This is a genomic window from Pseudomonas sp. BS3767 (genome assembly GCF_900099665.1).
In the GTDB taxonomy this organism is placed as follows: domain Bacteria; phylum Pseudomonadota; class Gammaproteobacteria; order Pseudomonadales; family Pseudomonadaceae; genus Aquipseudomonas; species Aquipseudomonas cerasi.
The window spans coordinates 195173-214436 of the sequence record NZ_FNCX01000005.1; the positions used below are offsets into that span (position 1 = coordinate 195173).

Here is a 19264-nt window from a genome sequence, read left to right on the forward strand (position 1 = left end):
TAGCCTCAGAAGGTAAATGTGACAGGGATGTGGGTCATGGTTGCGCGCTTGGTCTTGGCTACAGCGAAGTAGCGGAATGCGTCAGCAGCGTGGGATGACCAGTCATGAAGTGGCCGGTCTTTCCAGCAACCCTTTTTGTCGTCCCATTCCTTGCGGTAGTTTTCCAGACAGGTGATGCCCTCTTCGCACTTGGCCTCGTCGAACGCGCAGTGCGGCAGGATCTCGCGCACCTGGTCGATGCCGTCGTCCACACCGATCTTCGGAACAACCTGGAAGGTCATCCGATAGTGCTGGCCGTCGATCTCGTAGCCCTCACGCGCCATTTCGCGCCGGGTCTTGGCATCACTGCTGAATTCCCGGTTGTCGATGTCGTGCGGCCCCCAGTGCTCGCCGTAGACGTAGCCGCGATCCTTGAGAACCTTCATGTAATGGCGCAGGCCTTCACCGCTGTTCTGGTAGAAGTCGACGACGTGGTATTCCTCGCCCACCATCCGGACGAACCAGATCGAGGTCGAGTCGCCAACGCCGATGTCCCAGAACGTGTGCACAGGCTGATGACTGTTGTCAGGCAGCACGCCGATGCGTTGGGAACCGTAAAGTTTGGTGAACTGCTTGGCGTAGTACGCGCCTTCAATCGACTGCTGGAAGGCTTCGGCGGGTATCGACGGGTATTCCCGCTTCATGTCGTCGCCGAGTGTTTTCTCTTTGGCCGAGTACCACGCGCGCTGACCTGGGTTCGTGACGATCCCGTGCTTTGCCTGCAGCTCGTTGAAGTAGTTGGTTAGCCGGTCAGGAATGATGACTTCGGTCGGGTCCAGCCAGTACAGCGGGTTACGCCACCAGCTGAAAAAGAAGAATTTCCAATCCAGCTTGCCCAGCGGTACGCCGGACAGTTGCTGTTTCTCTGCGCTCTGCGAGTAATCGAAGAAGTAACCCGCCCGCCCCTCTGCCGTCGACTCGATGGTAACGAAGCAATCGGCGGCGACCGCCTCGAATGCCCCGGTGACGATCTCTCTGGCCTTGTGGGGAAACTTGGCACAGATCTTCCCGAACTCGGATACGTGCAGATACCGTAGAGTCCCGCCCCGGAAGGATGTGGACACGTAGAGCGATCCGCCCTTGCTGAACACAAGCTCACCAGCAGCATCGTTAGAAGCAGGGTTGGCAGCGCGTATTTCCTTGGGAAGGTTGTCATACGCATACTTGATCTTCTCACGGAACAGGCGCTTGGCGTCGTTCAGGGTGTGGGCAATCAACGCGCACTTGGCCGACTCGAACAGCGCGGCATCCAGCTGGACGATGCAGACCAGCGTCGTGAAGCCGAGCTGACGAGCCTTCAGGATGATGTTGCGGGTGTGCATGCCTTGGAAGTAGTCGATTTGCTCCTGCGTCATCCGGAAGCGGACTTTCTTCCCGTTCTTGTCGGTAATGAAGTACAGGTTGTTCAGTCGCCAGAACCGATCCCTGAGCAGCTTCATGTGCTCGGGTTTCATGTCAGGCTTCCTTCGATAGTTCATCCATCAGAGAGGCCAGGGTGTCGACTGTCTTGTCGCCTTCCTCGGCATCCAGGTTGTAGGCCTGGCGCTCGCCCTTGATAACTTTGAGCTGTGCATCTACGCCAGCATTCAACGCACGCGAGAAGTCCCCGATGTTGTCCTCGCCCACATCCATCTCGGCCAGAGCAACAGACAGCTTGTCGGCTATTGATCGCCACTGAGCCAAACCAACTCTATGAGCCAGCACAACAGACGCAGCCTGATCAGATGCCTCCTCGATGATTTCCGCATCGGTACGCGGCTGCGTACTTGGCGTGCGTACCGAGTTGCGTACCAGCTTGTCGCGGGCAGCAGTCTTAACTTGATGCGCAAGGTCACGGGTCCAGCCTTCCTTCTTGGCTCGTTTGCGTACCGCGCCCTCTGTAAGGCTGTTGTTCTCGGCTATTGCTCGTACCGAAAGCGACCCGGCCCGGTAGGCACGTTCGATCGCCTCCCAGTCGGGTTGCTTGGTTGTCATGTGTTACTCCACTGTACAGCTCGGCCAGATCGACCGGGCAAAGGCAAGCGCGCCGTCGTGATCGAGGGCGCACTCAAGAAGTATCATCGGGAATGGTTTGTGGCCGGGCGTGGTGACCATCCAATTCTTCTTGGTCATGGTCACTCCGCGCCACGAAATGGCAGTGTCTGAATCTGTGGCGCGTTACGGCGTCTGCCGCTCTACCGCCTCGTTGACCTTGTCTGCTGCCTTACTGGCCACCTCTGCCGCTTCCGTGGCCTTCCCTGCCGCACCCTCAACCTTTACCGCTGCATCGGTCGCGGTCTTGGCCAGCTTGTTCAGGCGCATGTCGCGCTGAACGGTGGCCTCGTCGTAACCCCGGCGCACTTCGGCGACCTGGGCGCTGTACCAACTGGCAAGCGACCATTGCGAAGCACCGAAGCCCAGCGCGAACGAGCCGGTTACTAGCAGCGAGGCAATCACCCACACCTCCACCCGGCGCCACCAGCGGCGAGCGATGAAATCAATTGCGCATCTTTCCATCAGTTGATACCTCCGAGCTGTGCACGCAGACGAGCGATCTCAGCGCTTTGGCTGGTGACCTTCTCGGTAAGCTGAGCAACATGGCCGGTGAGGGCTTCGACCTTTCCTTCCATCCGGCCGACTGCGGCAGCCAGCTCGTTACGTTCTTTAGCGAACTGATCGGCTCTGGCCTCAGCCTCTTTGCGGGCAACCCGTTCAGAGTCGAGCAGTTCGTTGAGCCGTCGGACTGTGCCGATATCGGCGTTGTCCATGGCGCGGTCGGTCGCGTCCCTGGAGAGGAATTTCCTCAACCACAGGAAGCCACCCAGCAGGATTGTGCCCGTACCGCCCAGCCAGGTAGCTGTGCCTGGGCCGAGGTCGGTTGGGTCCATCTTTACTCCGGAATAAAAAGGGCCGTCAGGGCGGCCAATGAGGTGCGAGGTACGAAAGAGTCCCTCTCAAGTGGTGCATCGCCGAGGCGAGAGGCATGGAGGGCATTGGGGAAATCTGGACACAAAAAAAGCCCGGTTTTTAGGCCGGGCTTTCGGTGTTTCCTGAGCGAGTTGCCGTAGGCAAAATACTCAATATGGCAAAATGATGCCCTCAGCCGCACGGGAAGTCAAGCAGCTTCTCTCATCTGATAAATTACTGCTCCAATCGGGCTTAAAGCCATGCGATCCAGGTCCTCACAGCAGTCGAAGGACAGGCGCACAAAGCACTCCCAATCCCGGTCCCAGTTGCAGGATTCCAACCTCACGCCGAACTCCCCCATAAGCCAAGACCGGAACGCTTCTGGCTTGATCAGCGGATCGTCGTTGGCCGATTGCCCGCCCTGGTGCATGTAGCGATACCGTCGCATGACGCCCTTCACCACATACTCGAGCTTTTCCCGCTTGCCGGCCGTCATGCGCTTGGACTTGGACATGACCATGCCAAACACGACGTCTTCAGCGGCCTCGCGGATATCGTCATCACGGTTTGCGGCATACATGTACTCGCCGAACACACGCACCTGAGGGTGCAGCTTGGCAATAGCCGACTGAATATGCCCAGCCAGTGCGCTGTGCATGGCGTGGTTTGCCGTTGGACCTCGCTCTGTGCCCTGCACTACCACGCCGAGCTGAACGACGTCAGAGGACTGGCCAGGAACCGGAATGTAGGTGCAGTCATGCCACGCCTGACGTGCTGAGTGGATTTTCATGCTGCTTGCCCCTTTTTCAATTCTCTGGTCAGTGCCCGGTACCTGGCTGTAAGGGCTTTCAATTCGTCGATGGTGTACTTCTGGGGCTCATGAGGCCCTTCGAGCCATTCCACGTTCACGATGCCAATGCGGCGCACCAGCTCAGCCCGGTAATTCACCAGGTCGCCAGACTTGTGCGTATTGCACGGCGCGCACTGTCGCCAGACGTTGAGCGGTTCGAACCTGAGCGCCGGGTGCCCACCGACGGATCGGTAGTGGCCTGCGTGCCATTGACCGTTGTGATGCCGTCCACAGCTCACGCACGGCTCACCCATGTCGCGGTGACGAACCCACTCGTTGAACGCCTGCTGGGTGTCCTTCATGTGGTCGCTGCGAGACTTCAGCTTCTCCTTGCGCACCTTGATCTCGGAACGCTCAACCTGAGCCAGCGCTTTACGAGCCTTGGCCTGGTTCCTCGGCGCATCAATGATCGCGCACGCCGGACTGCACACCGCCTGCCCGAGCTTCTGCGGGACGAATGAGGCCCCGCACTCAGGTACGCGGCACTTCTTCGGCTTGGGGGTTTTGGATTGGAGGCTTACGCGCATGGCTCGGCCTCCTTGGCTTTCTGCTGCTCTGGGGCGAAGTCGCCGCGCAAGGGGATCAGCCACTTTTCCCAAACGATGGCTTTGTCATCACTCACGACCCATACAGGATCACCACCTTCTTGCTCATAAACCCCCGGGTCCATCGGGTCTTTGCGACCCACTGGACTCACCAGATGGCGGCTTATCAGCTCGACGCATGTGCCGATCACTGGCGGGTATGTGTGATTGATCACCAGCGCCAGGTCGCCCGGCTTGAATTGATGGTTCACAAAGACTTCCTCGCGGCGCGCTCTACTTCGGCCTTTCGGTCCCGGCGCTTCCGCTCAAATTCTTCGATGGACCTGCTGCGGCGAACCTCAAGAAAGTGGCCAGCGATCAAGCCAATAATGATGAAAATGAATGCAACGACCCAAAACATCTCAAATGCGCCCATCAGTACCGCCCCTCCCACAAGTCTTTCTGACTCCACCGAACATCGTGCTCAGCACCAAATGCCGCGATCCATTCCAACAAGCTCGCGCACTGCGCAACGGTGAGCTTGCTTGTGCGCTCGTACACGACGTCAAAGCCGTGTCCGTCTACCGCTGGTATCAGTTGCGGCTGATCACCAGCCTCACGAAGCCAGGCAGCGGTCAGCAGTCGTTTCCAGATCAGCACGTCCCACTTTCGCCCGGCGTGCTCGACCTGATTGGCGATGTCGGTCAGCGAGGCATGGAGCTTCTTGTTCTGCTCCCCACTGCGGTCCTGATCCTTGATCACGATCTTCTTGGGCTTGGTGAAGTCTTGAGCCTGCAGGTGGCCCAGCAGGCGGTTGGCGTCGGCCATGCTCCGCATAAGGAACTCAGTCATGCGCACACTCCAAACAGCCAGCTCAGTGCATAAATCAGCGTGTCTACCACGCAGTACAAGACCGCAACGCAGAATGCGAACTGTATGAACTCAGTCATGAGCCACCCCCAAGAACGAATAGCCTTCACGGCCGTTATGCAGAACCTTGGCGGTGTTGAGCAGGGTTAGAAGTTGCTCCCAGGTGAGGATCATTGGTCGGCCCCCTTGCTCATGGCGGCGTCAATGAAAGCATCCATGCGTTCTGGAGCCATGCCCGGTATATCTCGGGTGTCGCAGTAGCCAGCGCCATCGCGAAGCCATTCGTAGCGTCTGGAGTTTCGGATAACAGCTTGCAGCGCCGGCACAACTTCCTGCCTGAAAACTACCAGCGGCGCTTCAGGCCGAGCACCAGTCACACCAAGCAACCCGGACACCTCGTAGAAGGCATCGGAAAAGCCCTGTCGATTGCGCAGCGACTCGCACTCTGCCCGCAACTCAGCATTCACCCGCTCGTAAGCTTCGTAGCCGGTCTTGAGGCCTGCGACTTCGGCCTTGAGGTCACGCATCTCACGCGTTTCAGTCTGCTTGTGCATCTGGTACAGGCCGCGCAATGCTTCGTTCTCGGATAGCAGAGCCTGAGCCCTGGAATGGAACTGCCTTCTCGACAGTTCGCTCTCCATTGCCATTTCAAAGGGCATGCCGATCACTGCTTTGGTTATTTCACTCATGCCAGTCTCTCCGCTGATTCCGCGATCAATGCCATGCGCTCAAGGCGCTGCTGGGCCTGGTCATCAAGGTTTTTGCCGTCGGCTTCGTCCACCACGGGCATGCACACAAAGCCGATACCGGACTTCGCGAGGGCGTGCGCCATTTGGCGCGAATGACGAAGCTTTGCTGGGTTTGCGCGGTTCATGGCTTCACCTCGTATGCTGCGCAAGGCCCTTCATGACCGGAACTGCGACTGCACTCCCAGCCCTCTGGCGGAACGTCACACATCGGAGCCACGTGTAGTCCCGCCTCGCTGATGGCTAACGCCAAATCCTTGTTGTAGACGGTGAAGCGCTTACCCCTTGCGTCGATTACTCGCCATGCAGTTGCCGTGATCACTCCAGAGGGGATGCGGGCTGCCTGCCATGCCATCCAGCAATACTGGAGCGTCGTGCTGTGATACTCGCCATCGGCGAATTGGCCCATGTGCTGGTTCGGGAATTCGCTGAGAACCCATGCTTCGTACTCTTCACGCATCTTGTCGTTGCTCACTGCCCCGCCCTCCTACCAATTCTCGCCAACAGCAGAGCGCGCGCTGAGGCTGCGTCTACCGGAATTCCTTGTTGAATGATTCGTGCCTGTACCGCCTGCTCGGCCAGCTCTTCGGCGAGTTCCAGCTCGGTCTTCTGGCTGTCATGGCCAATGCCGGCCAGGATCTTTCCGTCCAGCGGTTGCCCGGCCTGGGCGCGACGGATCACGATCGTGTAGTTGTGCTCGAAGCGCTGGCGCAGGCCTTTGTCCTCCTGCTTGGCTGAGCGCAGGTCGAACAGGCCGGTGGCAATGGCCGCGATCTTCACGCCTTCGTGGCTGTACAAGCCCATCAATGCCTCCACCCATGCGTCAGCGCTCGCTGGCAGGCCAAACGCCTCAGGTCCAGGCGTGCACCAGCCTATGAACTGGCCGACGCTTGGAGCGAACGGTGAGCCGCTCTTGCGGCACTGCTCGATTCCAAAACGGATCTGCTCAAGCGTGCGGATGCCAGCTGCCATGAAACCCATCGTCCAGTTGCGCATCGCAGCGGCCTTGGCCTTGTCGTCAGGCCATGCCTGCTTGTGCGCGGGGAAGATGGCCTGCAGCTGGCGGAACAGGCGCTCGACCACTTCACCGGTGGCGTCATCCACAACGCCCAGCTGTGTGCCGGCCTGCACCGGGGCCTGATAAGGCGCTGAGGTGCCCAGAGCCCGCGAGGCACCTGGGATCAGCTGAGTGACGTTCTTCATAGGTCATCACTCGTATCGGTGCGCCACGACTTGTCGTAGAAGTCAGGGCCGGCCTGGCGCTGGGCAGATGCCTTGGCGCCCGGCAGGACCTTCTCAGGGAACAGGCCGGTCCAGCCGTTGCTGATGGACTGGTTGATCACTGCATCAGCGTCGTGGTGGCCTGCCAGTGTCTTTGCTTGGCGGGCGCAGGTGGTCGCTGTAAGGGTCTTGCGGATCTCCTTGCGGTGCTGGCACCAGTCAGCCCACGCGGTAGCGCTGACATTGGCTGGCTTGGCAGTCAGCGGGTCGAATTTCTCAGCCTTCGCTTTTTTGCGAGAGGGAGCGTCAGCGACCGGCTCTTTTACTGGTTCAATGACTGGTTCAAAAGAGTGACTGGTTCTGGTGCTTTCTGGGCCTACAGGGGGTGTAGGCTGTGTGCCTACACCTGTGCTTTTTGGGCCTACAGGTGTGCTGTTTGTGCCTACCCCCCCGAGGGTCAGAAAATAGAGGTTTGACGAGTTACCTTTTGGGCCGTCGCGGTTCTCAATTCTCAGCAGACGCTGCTCTTCCAGGTTCTTGATGTGGCGGCGAACAGTGCTACGGTCGATCTCGCACTGGTCAGCGATGTGCTGGTATGAAGGCCAGCATTCGCCCATATCGTTAGCGTTGTCGGCCAGCTTGATGAGGACGAGCTTGCGCAATGGGTTGCCCACTCTGGTCTTCATGGCTTTGACCATTAGTTCCATGCTCATTGCCGCATCTCCAACTGGTACTGAGCCCACAGACCGGCAATCCAGGTGACGCCCTTAGACGTGAATTTGGCTTGGTTGAATGCGTGCCCGCCGTCAGTGGTGCCGGTCTTCACTTCAAAGCGGCCAGCGTCGACGTGGTTCTGGTAGGCCTGCCATTCGCCGCCCATGCGGTACATGATCCGGCGATCAAGCAGGAACTCGCGGAACCGGGCCTCATTAGCACCCAGCAGCTTGGCGGTTTGGCGGAAGCCCTTCAGGCCGGTCGATTCGACGTACTTGTCAACGAACTCGGCCTTGGGGGCTGCGATGGCCAGGGCCTGATTGGCTGCCTGCTGGAGTTCGAACTGTTCCGCCCAGGCGCGCGCGGCGGCTGCGGGGTTGGAGAAGTCGGGAAGCGTACCGACGATTCGGCCACCTTCCAGCTCGCGCCAGCGCTTGATAACAGCCATGCGCATTGCAGCGCTGTAGCCGGTGAGGAGGCAGTCGGTATGCTCCCGGTCAAGTAGGTACTCGGTCTGAGTGCGGTTTTGACCGTCGAGATAGGTGCATCCATAAATGGATGGATCTTCCTGGAGGTCTACGAGCATCTTTTCGATGTCGCGCTTCACATGAAAGTGTTGCTTGCCAGTCAGTTCGGCAATTTCACGCGATGACATCGTGCGCGCCACGTTTTGCGAAGGTGCAATTTCGTGGCGCGGACGGTCAGAGTTGACGACGTGTTGGGAAGTGGGCATTATTCGCTCCAGTACGTTGTTGCAAGCGTTGTAAAAAGAGCCGGGATTGCCCCCCGGCTTTTTTGTGCCTGCGATTTGGTGGTTGGGTTGTTCATTCAGCAGTTCCTCAAGAGTCCCTCAGGGGCTAATCAGCCCTTCTCCCTATTGACCTGACCTTTCCCCTGCTCGGGGGTGGTCGTGACATCCGGTCCAATTCCTTGTTGATGATTTTTGCTGCCAGCTCTTCGGGGGATATCCCTTCCCGCTCCGCCAGAAGCTCCAAATTGCTCAGTCCGATCCCGTCAAGCTGGACATCCAGCTGTTTTCTTTCAGGCACAGGGCCTCCTCGGCAACTTCAGGCCACATCAGTCTTTGCGGTAAGCTCTTCCATCATCTGGTTCAGCCCGCGCTCGAGGATCTCGCGAGCCAAAACGGCTTTCTGCGTGCGCTGATACCTGGCCATGGCGGTCAGCAGGTCGTCGGCCACCTCATCCAGGCGGACTTTGGTGGGCTTGTCGTGCATGTGGCTCGGGTCAAAGTGCATCGTTTTTCTCCAGTGGCTGATGAATGGGTTTAGGCGGCAGAAAGCTCTGGCCAGATCTGACGCCAGTCTTCCGGGCGTAAATCTCGCCTGGTCACGGCGCCGTTGGTGGCGGACTCGGTGCGGACAGCTATTTCTGCGGATGCAGTCTTGTGCCCATAAGCGATAAGTCGGAGGTAGGCGCGAGTTGTGCCGGTGTCCTGAACCTGCGCATCGGTTGCCGTTTTCAGCCAGGCAAGCAGGCTTTGATTTTTGCTCCGCATCGGGAACCTCCGTATAGATGTACGGATTATTACCCGCAGGTAATGATCAAAGCAATACCCATAGGTAATTTACCCTGCGGTAACAGGCGGCGATCATTGGGGAATGGATATTTCAGAAATTAGGCGAATCAACCTTCAGCACCTAACCGATACTCAATTCGGTGGTGTGAAGGCTAAAATTGCAGCGAAGCTTGAGCGTGAAGCGAGCTACATTGCGCGATGCTTGTCGCTTACGGTTGCCCCGGAGAATCGCAAGAAGATTGGTGAGGATTTTGCGCGCCATATCGAGGAAAGGCTCGGCCTGGAACGGTATGCTCTTGATAGCCCATCACTTAACGCCGGCAAGCGTGACGATGCAGGTGGCGGCGTAGCCTCATCCGCACCAGAACCATCCAACGTTGCGATGATCGCCCAGCCAGAGCAGATGTACCGCTACCCGGTCGTGAGCTGGGTAACTGCGGGCACCTGGTCTGAAGCGGTCCAGCCATTTCCGGATGGATTCTCAGATCGGTACGACATTTCGGACTACAAGGCGAAAGGCCCGGCGTTCTGGTTGGAGGTCAAAGGCGATTCGATGACGTCCACGTCCGCCCCTTCTATCCCTGAAGGTTCGCAGATCCTGGTCGATACAGAGGCTGACGTTCGCCCGGGCAAGCTTGTGATCGCGAAGCTGGCCGACAGCAATGAGGCGACATTCAAGAAGCTGGTGGAGGACGGCGGGGTCAGATACCTGAAGCCGCTGAACCCGGCGTACCCCACTGTGCAGTGCTCGGATGATTGCAAGATCATTGGTGTGGTGGTCAGGTCGCTAACGAAATTTGCCTAACCGCCTGGTTGATCGGGCGCATCATGGGTTTGTAGGGAAAATCGCATTCAAGGGAGATGGTGATGCCAGATACAGATGATCAGCATGAAGCCAACAGGCGCAGGATAAAGGCATTCAAGATTCCTCAAGACGCGCTGCTTGGGTATCTCGATAGAATGAGGCCGGGACGAGCCTGTGAGTTCTGCAAGGTAGGTCTTTATGAGGTTGCTCCTCACCCATCGTCCGAGGGCGTTGCCGGTATTGTCGCCACGCCAGTGCCGGACATCCAAAACATAGGCGCGTGGTTCTACGTTGTGACCTGCAATAACTGCGGCGATTCTAGATTCTTCCACGTTCACAAAGCGCTGGCTGCCATGAGATCGGACCATTAATGGGCGCCGCGCTGAGTTCGTATGAATTTTATGATTATTTCCCCGATGAGCCGGAATCAAATTGGGCGCAGCCTGCTTTGTCGTTTTTTGTAAATTCTGGCAACGTAGATGTGTCAATTGACACCGCCACCTATCAGGATCAACCAGACACTTATGTGTATACTGGTAACCGAACACACGGAAGAATCACCATCATGAGCGCATTCAGAAAAGATCTGTTTGTATCCGTCACGCTACCAGTGCTTATTGCTGCAATAGCCTCCGTAAGCGTGGGATGGGCTGCCTATGCTCATATTGACACGAAGCTTGATGCCGCCAGAGCGGACTCATCCAGCAGTGTTGATCATCTTGGGGATACGCTCAGGATTGAGCTTCGCGCCGATCGTGATGCCCGAGCCAAAGAGTTTGAAGCTCTTCGACTAGAGATGAGGGAAGATAGAAAGGACACACGCGATGCTATAAAGGAGCTAATCAACCGCTCATAGCCTCGATCTAACAAGTAGATTCCTCCTAAAGCCCGGCCCTAGCGCCGGGCTTTTTCGTTCCATCCCTTCTAAGCCCTCTCCCGCTGGCCAGGACTGAGGTGTCGATGCTTCAGCTCATCCTTGAGCTCCAACACCAGCGCTGCGATGGCGCGACTCGAACCAAGTCCTGACGCATCTACACCGGTAACCGTAAGCTCTTCCTTTTCCGTGTTCTGACTAAATATCTGAATGGTCAACGAGCCATCTGGGACGTTGATGCAGATGCATTTCATCGGCAGAAACGCTTGCTCAATTATGTGCCGCAGCTCCAGGCTCGAAATCATACCGCCACCTCCTTTTTGGGTGTTCAGGGGTTGTGAGTCTTTAGAACCGCCTGAATTTATGACGTTCCTAGAATTTCCACTTGTAGCGTAGACCTGGTTTACCGATCTGACACAGCCCGCCACTGAGCGGGCTTTTTTGTGGGCGCGTGAAAAAAGATTACCTACAGGTATTGACGCTATGAGTTACCTACAGGTAATGTTCACCCATCGAGACGCGAAACAGCCCCTCAACAGGCCCAGCGGATCGAACCGCTCTTTAACAGCCTGCGCAACAAACAACAGACCGCATTGCCTCTACCGGCGACCGGCGATCAGACAGCCCCGAAAGGCTGCCCACGACAGGGAGAACCCTGTACGGCTGACGATGGTGAAACGCCAGAACCGAGTGAATGACCCGGCAAGCAATGCGCCCCGCGAATCCCAGCGGCAGAAGGGAGAGACAACTATCGCTTACGCAGCAAACCGCGATCGACGCCAGTAGCGGGTCGCGGTGCAATACCAGATTTCACTGGCTGGCCTTGGCGACAGGGCCAGACGGGAAATCGACGAACAACGGAGCAAGGCGAGATGAAACGACTTCAGCAGACGCTCTGCACGAAAACCGACAACTTCAGCTACACCGTCGTCGGCGAAGGAGCACCGATTTACCACGTAGACAGCTCGGGCTACCTGAGTGAACGAGGTAAAGAGATTGGTAAATTCTGCCTCGGTGACAATCAGTGGCATCTGAGAATTGACGGGGTGATCGTAGATTCTGGGCCAGAAAACGGGATGTTCTATCTGCCTGAATTTGAGATGCGAGCCCTGACAGCGCTGATCAATAAGGATTGAACAAACAGCGCCAGCGTCAGCCTGACGAAAACTGCCCGATCCCTGTCATAGCGCCAAGCTGCATCGGTCTGCACTCAGCGATAGCTCAGCCAGGAAGAGCGCCTTGACTGGGAGCCATGCCGGGTTCGAATCCCGACCTGAGTGCAGACCGATGCGGATGAGTACACACCGCGAAAGCGGCCCCCTGCATCACCACAACAAAGCAGATGAATGCGCAGGCTGATGCGCAAGCCCAGACTCGCTGATGAGCTACTGAGTCCTAGATGAGTTAGGCCGTCATGCCGGGATCAGCTCCGGCCATCTGCACCCTCCCACACCCCGAACCTCTCCGACTGAACCCTCTCGGTGCCTGTATGGCCTCTATCCGTTCTTGAGTGTTCAGTCGAAGGGGTTCACCACTCGGCAAGAGGAAATGACATGAACGACGAACACAGCCATATGGCATGCGAGTCGATATCCCACCACGCGCAGCAGAGCTTTTCGGCAATTGCTGATTATCAGACCGAGCCGTCGGTTCTCTACCGCCCAACTCTGAGTGTCGATGGCAATCAGTGGTGCGCGCTGTACGGGGAAGACCTGCAATCTGGCGTGGCGGGCTTTGGCGATACCCCAGCGCTGGCGATGATCGACTTCAACAAGAACTGGAACATACCCCTGCGCAATTCGCCAAGCGGTATTGCCCTGGCTGCAAAGAACGCTGCCAGCACCGCATAACCCAGACCCTGGAGGCAATCATGAACGCAGCAGCAAAGGTGTTGCCTCCTACAGGCACGCCGCATATCGCGCTTACCAACCCCCAGCGACTCTGGGTCGAGAACAGCTCAGACCTGCTGATTCACGGCTCTGACATCAGGGTCAAGCGGCGCGGACATCCCGAGCGGTCGGTGACTCACGCGGAGTACCTGACCGCCCTGCAGGATCGCCTGAACCAGCGCCAGATCGACGGTGAAGACCGGGAAGACCTGTTTGCACAGCTGGTGCTGGCCAACTTCTTCGGCAGGGCCAGCGGCTCTCTGGCGGGTTACCTGATCGGCACCGGTCACCCGCGCGGCAAGCTGTTTGAAATTGCAGAGGGCCTTTTGCGGCCCCTTGCGGCAGACGGTGTCATTGCTGACTTTGAGGACGCAGACCTGTGAGCCCGCACATCCTCATCGACAAGATGCTCGACGCCATAGGCGAATACGACAGCCTCGACCCTTCCGGGGTTGAGGCTATAGCCCAGATCACCGCCCACTTCATGAGTGGCGCCATCACCCTCGAAGAATTCAACCATTACTGCGCCCGTCAGCGGAAAGCTGTTCTGTGTGCGCCAAGGAGAGCGGCATGAAGATTGACTGGAGTAAGGCGCCCGTTGGAACCACCGGCGCCATGGTTGCTGACTTCAATGGCGCGACCGTGAAGCGAGGCGAAATAGAGTGGATTCCATCCAGTATCACACCGAAAGGCCAATACCAAGTAGGTGCTGGGGCTTGGGTTTATCACGAGGCACCTCAGCAGTGGGATGGCAAAGGCCTGCCGCCTGTTGGTACTGAGGTTGAGGTTCATCGCGGCAAATGCGTCTGGATAGAGAAGGATGAATGGCAGATAGGAAAAACAGCGAAGGTTATGTCCTCGTTTGAAAATTCTTTTGAATTAGGCATGGCCGCTATTCAGTTTGAGTCTGGCCACTGCGAATGCATTCTTGCCGAATGCCTGCGCCCAATCCGCACTGCCGAGCAGATCGAGGAGGATCAGAAAAAGCAGGAGGTTAAGGAATTGATGATCATTTTGGGCTCCGTGGAATCCGCCGCTTACAAAGACATCGCCATCGCGATCCAGCAGGCGAATTTCCGCAAGCAGGTGCCGCAATGAGCCAGCCCATCGTGAAATCGCTGATCGACGAGCAGCTCGACGAGGCGAAAGCCCGCGCTCACGTACGTGGAACGATCACCTACCCATGCGGCATGCGAGTTGCAGACCTGCCCTGCCCGATAAAAGCCGACTGGCTGAAGCGTCGGCCGGTGGGTGCGCGGTCATGACCCGCAAGCAGCGACAGCTGCGCATCCATACCTGGCGAGGCTCATTCGTCGTCCTGACCCTCGTTACCGCTTGGATGCTCGCCAGCGCCTACGCATCGCACATCACGCAGTAACCCCTTCCCTATTCAATCGCAGCGCCCCGGCAACGGCATGGCGCAAGGAGCAACCATGTCTGAAGCACAGCAAGTCATCACGATTGACGACATCAGCGCCGACAACGCGCCGGCAATCTACGTCGCTGGCGGCCTGAACCAGTTTCTCCAGGCTGTCACCGCCAAGGTCACCGCTGAGGTGCCGGATCTTAGCACCCGAAAAGGTCGTGATCGCATCGCATCGCTGGCTGCCACGGTCAGCAAGTCGAAGACCGCCGTCGAGAAGCCCGGCCGGGATTACCTGAAACGCCTGAAAGAAATGCCCAAGGTCGTCGAGACTGAGTTGCGCGAGTTCGTCACCAAGATGGACGCCCTGCGTGACGCTACCCGAAAGCCGCTGACTGACTGGGAGGAAGCGAACGACAGGCGGATCGACGCACACAACGACGGAATCCAGCGCATCAAGGATCTGGCTGTGTTCGCAGAAACGCCCAGCGCCGCAAATGTCGCGCAGATCATCGCCGATCTGGAGCTGGTTGAAATCAACGACAGTTGGGAAGAGTTCCTGGCGGAAGCGGCCCAGGCCAAAGACCGGTCTCTGGCATCCCTGCGCACCCTGCTGGCAGACCGCACCAAGCACGAAGCGGAGCTGGCAGAGATCGCCAAATTCAATGCCGAAAAGGCTGAGCGCGAGCAGAGAGAGCGTGACGCGGAGATTGCCCGGCAAGCTGTAGAGCGGGCGCAGCGGGAGGCCGAGCAGAAAGCCCAGGCCGAGCGCGAAGCTGCTGCACGGCGTGAGCAGGAATTGAAAGACCAGGCCGAGCGCCAGCGCTTGCAGATCAAACTGCAGGAAGAGCAGGCAGAACGCCAGAAGCTTCAGGCCGAGCAAGACCGCATCGCAGGCATGCAGCGTGCCGAGCAGGAGCGCCTCGCCGCCGAGCAGCGTCAAGCGGAGGCTGTGGAGCGCGCACGACTTGCCGAGGTGAAGCGCCAGGAAGACGCCAAGGCCGAAGAACTGCGCCAGCAAAAAGCCCGCGAAGACGACAAGGCGCACAAGGCTTCGATCAACCGCGCTGCACTGGAAGCATTCATTGCGGGTGGCATGCCGGAAGAATGCGCACGCCAAGCGGTCACCCTGATCGCTCGGCGCAAGATTCCAGCGGTATCCATTCAATACTGAGGTCGATATGAGCACATCAGCCCTGGCCGAGCGCAACGATGCTCGGCAGGTCGCCAGCCCGGCGACCACCAACGAATCAACCGCGATGCTGACAATGATCCAGCGCGCCGCGACCGACCCGGCATTCGATGCAGACAAGATGCAGAAGATGATGGAAATGTACGAGCGCCACACGGATCGGACCGCCGCCGCAGCCTTCAATGCTGCGATGGTGCGAGCGCAATCAGAAATTGGCCCTGTATTTCGCGACAAGTTCAACGCTCAGACGAACAGCTCTTACGCAGCGCTTGAGTCGATTGATCGAAAAATCTCCCCGGTTTACACGCTTCACGGTTTTTCTCTTTCGTTCGGTACTGGAGACAGCCCTTTAGTTGGCCATATCCGCACCGTATGCGACTGCATGCATGAAGCCGGTCATACGAAGACGTATCACGTCGATCTTCCTATTGATGCTGCTGGCATAAAGGGAAGTGTAAATAAAACCGGCGTGCATGCCAGCGGTTCGACGTTCAGCTATGCCCGCCGCTACCTGACCATGATGATCTTCAACGTCGTTCTGACGAATGAGGACAATGACGGGAATGGCGACGGCGACCAGCCGCCAAGCATCGGCGAATTGATGAATGAGTGGATTCCAAAGGCTTACGCCGCTGAGAACACAGAGGCCTTGACCGCCGTATGGCGGGCTGGCGTTCAGTGCTCTCAAGCCCTCAAAGCCACCGACAGTAAAGCGGCGACCGAGCTTTATGAGGCATTGAAGGTTGCCGTAACGACTCGCGGGCAGCAGTTCAGCGCGCCCCATCAAGCAGGAGCAGCAGCATGATCATCGTCAATTGCACACAGGGATCGCCTGAGTGGCTGCAAGCCCGCGCCGGAGTTATCACCGCAAGCATGTTCAGCACGGCGCGCGCCAAGGTGAACGGGCTGAACGCTCAGCAAAAGAAATATGTCGACGCCATCCTGTCTGGTCGAAGCGAGGCAAAAGCTATCGAACTGGCTGGCTACAAGGCCGGGCCGAAAGCGGAAGTTGTGCAACGGGCCTTGGATGGCGAAACGGTTGGCGAGCCATCCGGTGCTGCGCTGACCTACGCTTTTGAGCTTGCAGTTGAGCGGATCGGCGGTGCGCCGCTGGATGGCGGATTCGAAACATGGCATATGCGCCGAGGCCACGAACTGGAGCCCGAGGCGCGCATGGAGCATGAAATTCAGACCGGCCTCATCGTCCAGCAGGTTGGCCTTGTTAAGACGGATGACGGCGCGTTCGGCGCAAGTGCCGACGGGTTCATCGGCGAAGATGGCGGCTCGGAATACAAATGCTTCCTGGCGCCCGAAAAGCTCCGGTCATTCCATATCGACAACGACGCCAGCGAAGTGATTGACCAGGTGCAGGGTTGCATGTGGATAACTGGTAAGAAGTGGTGGCACATCGGGATGTATTGCCCCCTGCTCCGCCCGGTCGGACGCCAGCTTTGGCTGAAAGAGCTTAAGCGCGACGACGATTACATCGAAAAGCTTGAAGAGGACCTCTGGGAATTCAAGCTGTTGGTTGATGGTTACGAGAAGCAACTGAGGAGTAAGGCAGCATGATCGCTACCGAACTGAGTGCCATCCAGGCCAACAGCATCAAATCCTACGAACTGTCCCAGTCCGTGAACGAGTTCCAACGCAGTGGCGGTCAGGTGCGCGACCTAGGCTCATTCCGGGTTGCGCCGAGGCCTCCGCGCAAAGAGCCGCCTCCCCGCAAGCCCCGCTATAACGGCGCTGATCACCGGAAGTACGTCAACGAAGAGTATGACCTGAAGCTGCTTAAGCAGATTGAAGGGATGCGCGACCTGGGCGTAAGCCATTTCAAGGCCGAGAAGCTGACCGGAATCAACCGCACCGTCATCAGGCGAATCGTTCAGAAGTACGGCCTGGACTACCCCAGCAGCCCGGCGAAATGAAGCGCCTTCAAAGCCGCGCCCGCCACGGCAGGCGCCAGCAATACATTCACTTGCCGCCCAGCGGCTACACGGAGCTGATCAATGGCCCTGACCCAGAATCAGCGGGACAAGCGGACGGCGCTCAAGCGGCAGAAGGCAAAGGAAGAGGAATTGCGGCTCAGGGTTCGGCCCGGCACCAAGCAGGCGCTGGCTGAGCTGATGGAGTGGGCAGGCATCGAGGAACAGGGCGAGGCGCTGACCCTGATGATTCACCACCTGCACAGGCTCGGAGCGGTCCGCGCGCTGCCGCTGCTTGAGGTTCCGCGCCACGAAATCACAGTGTCGAAAATCGTGGCGCTGGAGTTTCACCGCAAGAGCATGCTGATGATTCAAAAAGATCCGGGCGACGAGGTAGTTTCGCCAACTTAAAGCTTCCTGAAACTCAGCGTCGTTCCTTGCGGCGGATAGATCGACATGCTGTCGCGAACCTCGTACTGGGCGATAACATTTCCCTCTGCATCCGTTTCATCATAGAAATCGATATCTGTGTCGCGCCCTTTGCGTTGCTCTGACTTGGAGCCAGTATGTTTGAGGCCGTGGCCATCTGGAATACCTATCAGCTTTCTGTGTTCTGCACTCATTTCTAACCATCCTTTGATCCGGCCCCATGCCGGTCATTACCTATAGCTCACCCCCAACCAATTTGCCACCACCGGACACGGAGGGCGGCGCATGCATGGAGAAACGCCATGAGCCAGTTTTACCTGCAGGACAGCCGAAGCCATGTAGGCGACGGATTGACGTTCTGGGCGCTGGGCGGCGGTTACACGACCAACCTGGATAAAGCCGAGCTGTTCACACTGAAACAGGCCAGAGGGAATAGGGACACAGATATCCCGTGGCCGAAAGCCTATATTGACGAGCGCGCATCTCGGCGTCGATCATCAGTACATCAGAAAATCCGACGTGAAAGCACAGCCTACTGAGGGGTGTCAGTGCGTTTTGCAGATACAGAACCGATGGAACGGCAACGACATTTTTTTTGCCAGGTGGCCCATCGGTGGGACTGACCGACTTGAACTGGCGCACCGGTTGACGCTAGAGGCCGCTATCGCGATCGGCGACGATTCGCTGACTATCTGGCCACTCGATTACATTGTCTCGCGCGTCCGGCGCTTGGTTCATCGGCAAGATGTGGACCTGAAACAAGCTCTGCGCGGCACCGGCATCACGCCACCGAAGCCGCGACGCATCCGCAAACAGGTATTCAACTGTCAGGGCTGCGGTCGATTCATCGCGGTCGCTGATTGCTACTTGTCCGATTGCCAAAATTGCGGCGCGGATAACCACCCTTAACACCCACCCTCACCTATTGCGCTGAACGCCTTGGCAGGCGGGCGGCCGCCTGGAGTATCTCATGAGCACATTTGCTGTATTTGGCATGACCATGGCTTGGGCGCTGTCCGAGGCCAGAAAGAAAACCCCGACCACTAGAGCCAACCCAAAGACGGGCGGACCACCAATAGAGCTGACCCTCGAAGAGTGGATGGTCAAGGTTGAGCGCAATGCCGAGCACATAATGGCCGGCGCTGAGATGCGGCAGCTCAGCCCTGCGTTCGACGCCCCCCAGTTCGCCCGCCAGTTTGTAGAGCTGGCCAGAAAGTCAGGGCGCTGCCGAGATCTGAAGATCCGGGCTCGACATGCTCTTGTCGATGCCCAAGGTGAGCCGCTACTGCACAAGAAAACAAAAGCTCCGCGCATAGGCTGGCAGGACTACAGCGAGTCAACAGTTGCTAAGTCGGACGCAGCAGCATGACCTCAGCCCACCGCGCCACAACGCTACAGCCCAG

Annotated in this window: 34 protein-coding genes and 1 tRNA gene; 16 read left to right on the forward strand and 19 right to left on the reverse strand. The window is 57.9% G+C overall.

The genetic code is table 11. The features are described 5' to 3' along the window. Nucleotides 1-5: 5 nt before the first annotated feature. The 17 genes from BLR16_RS16355 to BLR16_RS16435 form a co-directional block, all read right to left on the reverse strand. On the reverse strand, nt 6-1493 hold the full coding sequence (locus tag BLR16_RS16355; protein WP_092194403.1) for a terminase large subunit: 1488 nt from the start codon (nt 1491-1493) through the stop codon (nt 6-8). 1 nt (nt 1494) lies between these two features. Continuing rightward, nucleotides 1495-2013, reverse strand: coding sequence for a hypothetical protein (locus BLR16_RS16360; RefSeq protein ID WP_092194405.1), 519 nt, complete (start codon nt 2011-2013; stop codon nt 1495-1497). 3 nt (nt 2014-2016) lie between these two features. Then, the gene (locus tag BLR16_RS28920; RefSeq protein WP_256333072.1) at nt 2017-2151 is read right to left on the reverse strand and encodes a hypothetical protein; all 135 of its coding nucleotides are present in this window, start codon (nt 2149-2151) and stop codon (nt 2017-2019) included. Between the two features lie 45 nt (nt 2152-2196). After that, a complete protein-coding gene (locus BLR16_RS16365) occupies nt 2197-2535 on the reverse strand; it encodes a hypothetical protein (protein WP_074808365.1) in 339 nt (112 codons plus the stop codon). Further along, nucleotides 2535-2906, reverse strand: coding sequence for a DUF3450 domain-containing protein (locus BLR16_RS16370; protein ID WP_074808368.1), 372 nt, complete (start codon nt 2904-2906; stop codon nt 2535-2537). Before BLR16_RS16370 ends, BLR16_RS16365 begins: the two co-directional genes overlap by 1 nt. A gap of 227 nt (nt 2907-3133) precedes the next feature. Beyond that, on the reverse strand, nt 3134-3715 hold the full coding sequence (locus tag BLR16_RS16375; protein ID WP_092194407.1) for a hypothetical protein: 582 nt from the start codon (nt 3713-3715) through the stop codon (nt 3134-3136). Beyond that, the gene (locus BLR16_RS16380; protein ID WP_074808374.1) at nt 3712-4302 is read right to left on the reverse strand and encodes a recombination protein NinG; all 591 of its coding nucleotides are present in this window, start codon (nt 4300-4302) and stop codon (nt 3712-3714) included. The genes BLR16_RS16375 and BLR16_RS16380 overlap by 4 nt, the downstream gene beginning before the upstream one ends. Continuing rightward, nucleotides 4293-4571, reverse strand: a complete 279-nt coding sequence (locus BLR16_RS16385; RefSeq protein WP_074808377.1) for a hypothetical protein — start codon at nt 4569-4571, stop codon at nt 4293-4295. Before BLR16_RS16385 ends, BLR16_RS16380 begins: the two co-directional genes overlap by 10 nt. A gap of 163 nt (nt 4572-4734) precedes the next feature. Further along, a complete protein-coding gene (locus BLR16_RS16390; protein ID WP_074808379.1) occupies nt 4735-5151 on the reverse strand; it encodes a recombination protein NinB in 417 nt (138 codons plus the stop codon). Between the two features lie 188 nt (nt 5152-5339). Beyond that, nucleotides 5340-5858, reverse strand: coding sequence for a hypothetical protein (locus BLR16_RS16395; protein WP_074808382.1), 519 nt, complete (start codon nt 5856-5858; stop codon nt 5340-5342). Beyond that, nucleotides 5855-6043: a DUF1382 family protein gene (locus BLR16_RS16400; RefSeq protein WP_074808386.1), complete on the reverse strand. Its 189-nt coding sequence runs from the start codon at nt 6041-6043 to the stop codon at nt 5855-5857. Before BLR16_RS16400 ends, BLR16_RS16395 begins: the two co-directional genes overlap by 4 nt. Continuing rightward, nucleotides 6040-6390, reverse strand: coding sequence for a phiTE_015 family protein (locus tag BLR16_RS16405; protein ID WP_074808389.1), 351 nt, complete (start codon nt 6388-6390; stop codon nt 6040-6042). Before BLR16_RS16405 ends, BLR16_RS16400 begins: the two co-directional genes overlap by 4 nt. Then, nucleotides 6387-7118 (reverse strand): replication protein P, encoded by a 732-nt coding sequence (locus BLR16_RS16410; protein WP_092194409.1) that lies wholly within the window; start codon nt 7116-7118, stop codon nt 6387-6389. Before BLR16_RS16410 ends, BLR16_RS16405 begins: the two co-directional genes overlap by 4 nt. Further along, complete coding sequence (locus BLR16_RS16415; RefSeq protein WP_092194411.1) at nt 7115-7849, reverse strand: helix-turn-helix domain-containing protein; 735 nt, start codon at nt 7847-7849, stop codon at nt 7115-7117. Before BLR16_RS16415 ends, BLR16_RS16410 begins: the two co-directional genes overlap by 4 nt. Further along, nucleotides 7846-8583, reverse strand: coding sequence for a phage antirepressor KilAC domain-containing protein (locus BLR16_RS16420; protein WP_092194413.1), 738 nt, complete (start codon nt 8581-8583; stop codon nt 7846-7848). The genes BLR16_RS16415 and BLR16_RS16420 overlap by 4 nt, the downstream gene beginning before the upstream one ends. Nucleotides 8584-8917: 334 nt before the next feature. Then, the gene (locus tag BLR16_RS16430) at nt 8918-9106 is read right to left on the reverse strand and encodes a hypothetical protein (RefSeq protein WP_004418163.1); all 189 of its coding nucleotides are present in this window, start codon (nt 9104-9106) and stop codon (nt 8918-8920) included. 29 nt (nt 9107-9135) lie between these two features. After that, entirely contained in the window at nt 9136-9366 is a 231-nt protein-coding gene (locus BLR16_RS16435) for a transcriptional regulator (RefSeq protein ID WP_041924538.1), read from the reverse strand. Nucleotides 9367-9469: 103 nt separating this feature from the next. Here BLR16_RS16435 and BLR16_RS28925 point away from each other — a divergent pair, with 103 nt between their 5' ends. Together BLR16_RS28925 and BLR16_RS16450 are read left to right on the forward strand one after the other, a co-directional pair. After that, nucleotides 9470-10192 (forward strand): LexA family protein, encoded by a 723-nt coding sequence (locus BLR16_RS28925; RefSeq protein WP_161437865.1) that lies wholly within the window; start codon nt 9470-9472, stop codon nt 10190-10192. Nucleotides 10193-10562: 370 nt separating this feature from the next. After that, entirely contained in the window at nt 10563-11048 is a 486-nt protein-coding gene (locus BLR16_RS16450) for a hypothetical protein (protein WP_092194417.1), read from the forward strand. A 68-nt stretch (nt 11049-11116) separates the two neighbouring features. On the opposite strand, the gene BLR16_RS16455 is transcribed toward BLR16_RS16450, so the two are convergent. Beyond that, nucleotides 11117-11371 carry a DUF1652 domain-containing protein gene (locus BLR16_RS16455; protein ID WP_092194419.1) on the reverse strand — a complete coding sequence of 85 codons (255 nt, stop codon included), beginning with the start codon at nt 11369-11371 and terminating at the stop codon, nt 11117-11119. Between the two features lie 567 nt (nt 11372-11938). On the opposite strand from BLR16_RS16455, the gene BLR16_RS16460 reads away from it, so the two are divergent. The 12 genes from BLR16_RS16460 (at nt 11939) to BLR16_RS16505 (ending at nt 17843) form a co-directional block, all read left to right on the forward strand. Continuing rightward, nucleotides 11939-12202 (forward strand): hypothetical protein, encoded by a 264-nt coding sequence (locus tag BLR16_RS16460; protein WP_092194421.1) that lies wholly within the window; start codon nt 11939-11941, stop codon nt 12200-12202. 70 nt (nt 12203-12272) lie between these two features. After that, nucleotides 12273-12348: transfer RNA gene (locus BLR16_RS28625), tRNA-OTHER, on the forward strand. Nucleotides 12349-12619: 271 nt separating this feature from the next. Then, the gene (locus tag BLR16_RS16465; RefSeq protein ID WP_074808424.1) at nt 12620-12916 is read left to right on the forward strand and encodes a hypothetical protein; all 297 of its coding nucleotides are present in this window, start codon (nt 12620-12622) and stop codon (nt 12914-12916) included. 20 nt (nt 12917-12936) lie between these two features. Next, on the forward strand, nt 12937-13338 hold the full coding sequence (locus BLR16_RS16470) for a hypothetical protein (RefSeq protein WP_074808426.1): 402 nt from the start codon (nt 12937-12939) through the stop codon (nt 13336-13338). Further along, nucleotides 13335-13529 (forward strand): hypothetical protein, encoded by a 195-nt coding sequence (locus BLR16_RS16475; RefSeq protein ID WP_074808428.1) that lies wholly within the window; start codon nt 13335-13337, stop codon nt 13527-13529. The genes BLR16_RS16470 and BLR16_RS16475 overlap by 4 nt, the downstream gene beginning before the upstream one ends. After that, entirely contained in the window at nt 13526-14053 is a 528-nt protein-coding gene (locus BLR16_RS16480) for a hypothetical protein (protein ID WP_074808431.1), read from the forward strand. Before BLR16_RS16475 ends, BLR16_RS16480 begins: the two co-directional genes overlap by 4 nt. After that, nucleotides 14050-14220: a hypothetical protein gene (locus tag BLR16_RS28630; protein WP_164989060.1), complete on the forward strand. Its 171-nt coding sequence runs from the start codon at nt 14050-14052 to the stop codon at nt 14218-14220. The genes BLR16_RS16480 and BLR16_RS28630 overlap by 4 nt, the downstream gene beginning before the upstream one ends. Nucleotides 14221-14388: 168 nt before the next feature. Beyond that, complete coding sequence (locus BLR16_RS16485; protein ID WP_092194423.1) at nt 14389-15492, forward strand: hypothetical protein; 1104 nt, start codon at nt 14389-14391, stop codon at nt 15490-15492. A 7-nt stretch (nt 15493-15499) separates the two neighbouring features. Next, a complete protein-coding gene (locus tag BLR16_RS16490; RefSeq protein ID WP_170846036.1) occupies nt 15500-16315 on the forward strand; it encodes an ERF family protein in 816 nt (271 codons plus the stop codon). Further along, nucleotides 16312-17079 (forward strand): lambda exonuclease family protein, encoded by a 768-nt coding sequence (locus tag BLR16_RS16495; protein ID WP_074808438.1) that lies wholly within the window; start codon nt 16312-16314, stop codon nt 17077-17079. The genes BLR16_RS16490 and BLR16_RS16495 overlap by 4 nt, the downstream gene beginning before the upstream one ends. Then, a complete protein-coding gene (locus tag BLR16_RS16500; protein ID WP_074808441.1) occupies nt 17076-17435 on the forward strand; it encodes a hypothetical protein in 360 nt (119 codons plus the stop codon). The genes BLR16_RS16495 and BLR16_RS16500 overlap by 4 nt, the downstream gene beginning before the upstream one ends. 81 nt (nt 17436-17516) lie before the next feature. Beyond that, nucleotides 17517-17843 (forward strand): hypothetical protein, encoded by a 327-nt coding sequence (locus BLR16_RS16505; protein WP_074808444.1) that lies wholly within the window; start codon nt 17517-17519, stop codon nt 17841-17843. Here the strand turns inward: BLR16_RS16505 and BLR16_RS16510 are convergent. Continuing rightward, nucleotides 17840-18055 carry a hypothetical protein gene (locus BLR16_RS16510; RefSeq protein ID WP_003364237.1) on the reverse strand — a complete coding sequence of 72 codons (216 nt, stop codon included), beginning with the start codon at nt 18053-18055 and terminating at the stop codon, nt 17840-17842. The two genes, BLR16_RS16505 and BLR16_RS16510, sit on opposite strands and share 4 nt — an antisense overlap. Nucleotides 18056-18163: 108 nt before the next feature. On the opposite strand from BLR16_RS16510, the gene BLR16_RS28930 reads away from it, so the two are divergent. Continuing rightward, nucleotides 18164-18400 carry a hypothetical protein gene (locus BLR16_RS28930; protein WP_241689267.1) on the forward strand — a complete coding sequence of 79 codons (237 nt, stop codon included), beginning with the start codon at nt 18164-18166 and terminating at the stop codon, nt 18398-18400. Nucleotides 18401-18831: 431 nt separating this feature from the next. Continuing rightward, nucleotides 18832-19230: a hypothetical protein gene (locus BLR16_RS16520; RefSeq protein ID WP_092194425.1), complete on the forward strand. Its 399-nt coding sequence runs from the start codon at nt 18832-18834 to the stop codon at nt 19228-19230. Nucleotides 19231-19264: the final 34 nt, after the last annotated feature.

Coding starts and splice junctions, on each gene's coding strand:
- BLR16_RS16490 (WP_170846036.1), top strand. CDS start 15,500: ATGAGCACATCAGCCCTGGCCGAGCGCAACGATGCTCGGCAGGTCGCC.
- BLR16_RS16390 (WP_074808379.1), bottom strand. CDS start 5,151: ATGACTGAGTTCCTTATGCGGAGCATGGCCGACGCCAACCGCCTGCTG.
- BLR16_RS16375 (WP_092194407.1), bottom strand. CDS start 3,715: ATGAAAATCCACTCAGCACGTCAGGCGTGGCATGACTGCACCTACATT.
- BLR16_RS16360 (WP_092194405.1), bottom strand. CDS start 2,013: ATGACAACCAAGCAACCCGACTGGGAGGCGATCGAACGTGCCTACCGG.
- BLR16_RS16400 (WP_074808386.1), bottom strand. CDS start 6,043: ATGAACCGCGCAAACCCAGCAAAGCTTCGTCATTCGCGCCAAATGGCG.
- BLR16_RS16465 (WP_074808424.1), top strand. CDS start 12,620: ATGAACGACGAACACAGCCATATGGCATGCGAGTCGATATCCCACCAC.
- BLR16_RS16355 (WP_092194403.1), bottom strand. CDS start 1,493: ATGAAACCCGAGCACATGAAGCTGCTCAGGGATCGGTTCTGGCGACTG.
- BLR16_RS28920 (WP_256333072.1), bottom strand. CDS start 2,151: ATGACCAAGAAGAATTGGATGGTCACCACGCCCGGCCACAAACCATTC.
- BLR16_RS16420 (WP_092194413.1), bottom strand. CDS start 8,583: ATGCCCACTTCCCAACACGTCGTCAACTCTGACCGTCCGCGCCACGAA.
- BLR16_RS16435 (WP_041924538.1), bottom strand. CDS start 9,366: ATGCGGAGCAAAAATCAAAGCCTGCTTGCCTGGCTGAAAACGGCAACC.
- BLR16_RS16395 (WP_074808382.1), bottom strand. CDS start 5,858: ATGAGTGAAATAACCAAAGCAGTGATCGGCATGCCCTTTGAAATGGCA.
- BLR16_RS28930 (WP_241689267.1), top strand. CDS start 18,164: ATGAGCCAGTTTTACCTGCAGGACAGCCGAAGCCATGTAGGCGACGGA.
- BLR16_RS16380 (WP_074808374.1), bottom strand. CDS start 4,302: ATGCGCGTAAGCCTCCAATCCAAAACCCCCAAGCCGAAGAAGTGCCGC.
- BLR16_RS16505 (WP_074808444.1), top strand. CDS start 17,517: ATGGCCCTGACCCAGAATCAGCGGGACAAGCGGACGGCGCTCAAGCGG.
- BLR16_RS16495 (WP_074808438.1), top strand. CDS start 16,312: ATGATCATCGTCAATTGCACACAGGGATCGCCTGAGTGGCTGCAAGCC.
- BLR16_RS16365 (WP_074808365.1), bottom strand. CDS start 2,535: ATGGAAAGATGCGCAATTGATTTCATCGCTCGCCGCTGGTGGCGCCGG.
- BLR16_RS16500 (WP_074808441.1), top strand. CDS start 17,076: ATGATCGCTACCGAACTGAGTGCCATCCAGGCCAACAGCATCAAATCC.
- BLR16_RS16485 (WP_092194423.1), top strand. CDS start 14,389: ATGTCTGAAGCACAGCAAGTCATCACGATTGACGACATCAGCGCCGAC.
- BLR16_RS16510 (WP_003364237.1), bottom strand. CDS start 18,055: ATGAGTGCAGAACACAGAAAGCTGATAGGTATTCCAGATGGCCACGGC.
- BLR16_RS28630 (WP_164989060.1), top strand. CDS start 14,050: ATGAGCCAGCCCATCGTGAAATCGCTGATCGACGAGCAGCTCGACGAG.
- BLR16_RS16370 (WP_074808368.1), bottom strand. CDS start 2,906: ATGGACCCAACCGACCTCGGCCCAGGCACAGCTACCTGGCTGGGCGGT.
- BLR16_RS16430 (WP_004418163.1), bottom strand. CDS start 9,106: ATGCACTTTGACCCGAGCCACATGCACGACAAGCCCACCAAAGTCCGC.
- BLR16_RS16455 (WP_092194419.1), bottom strand. CDS start 11,371: ATGATTTCGAGCCTGGAGCTGCGGCACATAATTGAGCAAGCGTTTCTG.
- BLR16_RS16450 (WP_092194417.1), top strand. CDS start 10,563: ATGGGCGCCGCGCTGAGTTCGTATGAATTTTATGATTATTTCCCCGAT.
- BLR16_RS16460 (WP_092194421.1), top strand. CDS start 11,939: ATGAAACGACTTCAGCAGACGCTCTGCACGAAAACCGACAACTTCAGC.
- BLR16_RS28925 (WP_161437865.1), top strand. CDS start 9,470: ATGGATATTTCAGAAATTAGGCGAATCAACCTTCAGCACCTAACCGAT.
- BLR16_RS16480 (WP_074808431.1), top strand. CDS start 13,526: ATGAAGATTGACTGGAGTAAGGCGCCCGTTGGAACCACCGGCGCCATG.
- BLR16_RS16520 (WP_092194425.1), top strand. CDS start 18,832: ATGAGCACATTTGCTGTATTTGGCATGACCATGGCTTGGGCGCTGTCC.
- BLR16_RS16415 (WP_092194411.1), bottom strand. CDS start 7,849: ATGAGCATGGAACTAATGGTCAAAGCCATGAAGACCAGAGTGGGCAAC.
- BLR16_RS16410 (WP_092194409.1), bottom strand. CDS start 7,118: ATGAAGAACGTCACTCAGCTGATCCCAGGTGCCTCGCGGGCTCTGGGC.
- BLR16_RS16470 (WP_074808426.1), top strand. CDS start 12,937: ATGAACGCAGCAGCAAAGGTGTTGCCTCCTACAGGCACGCCGCATATC.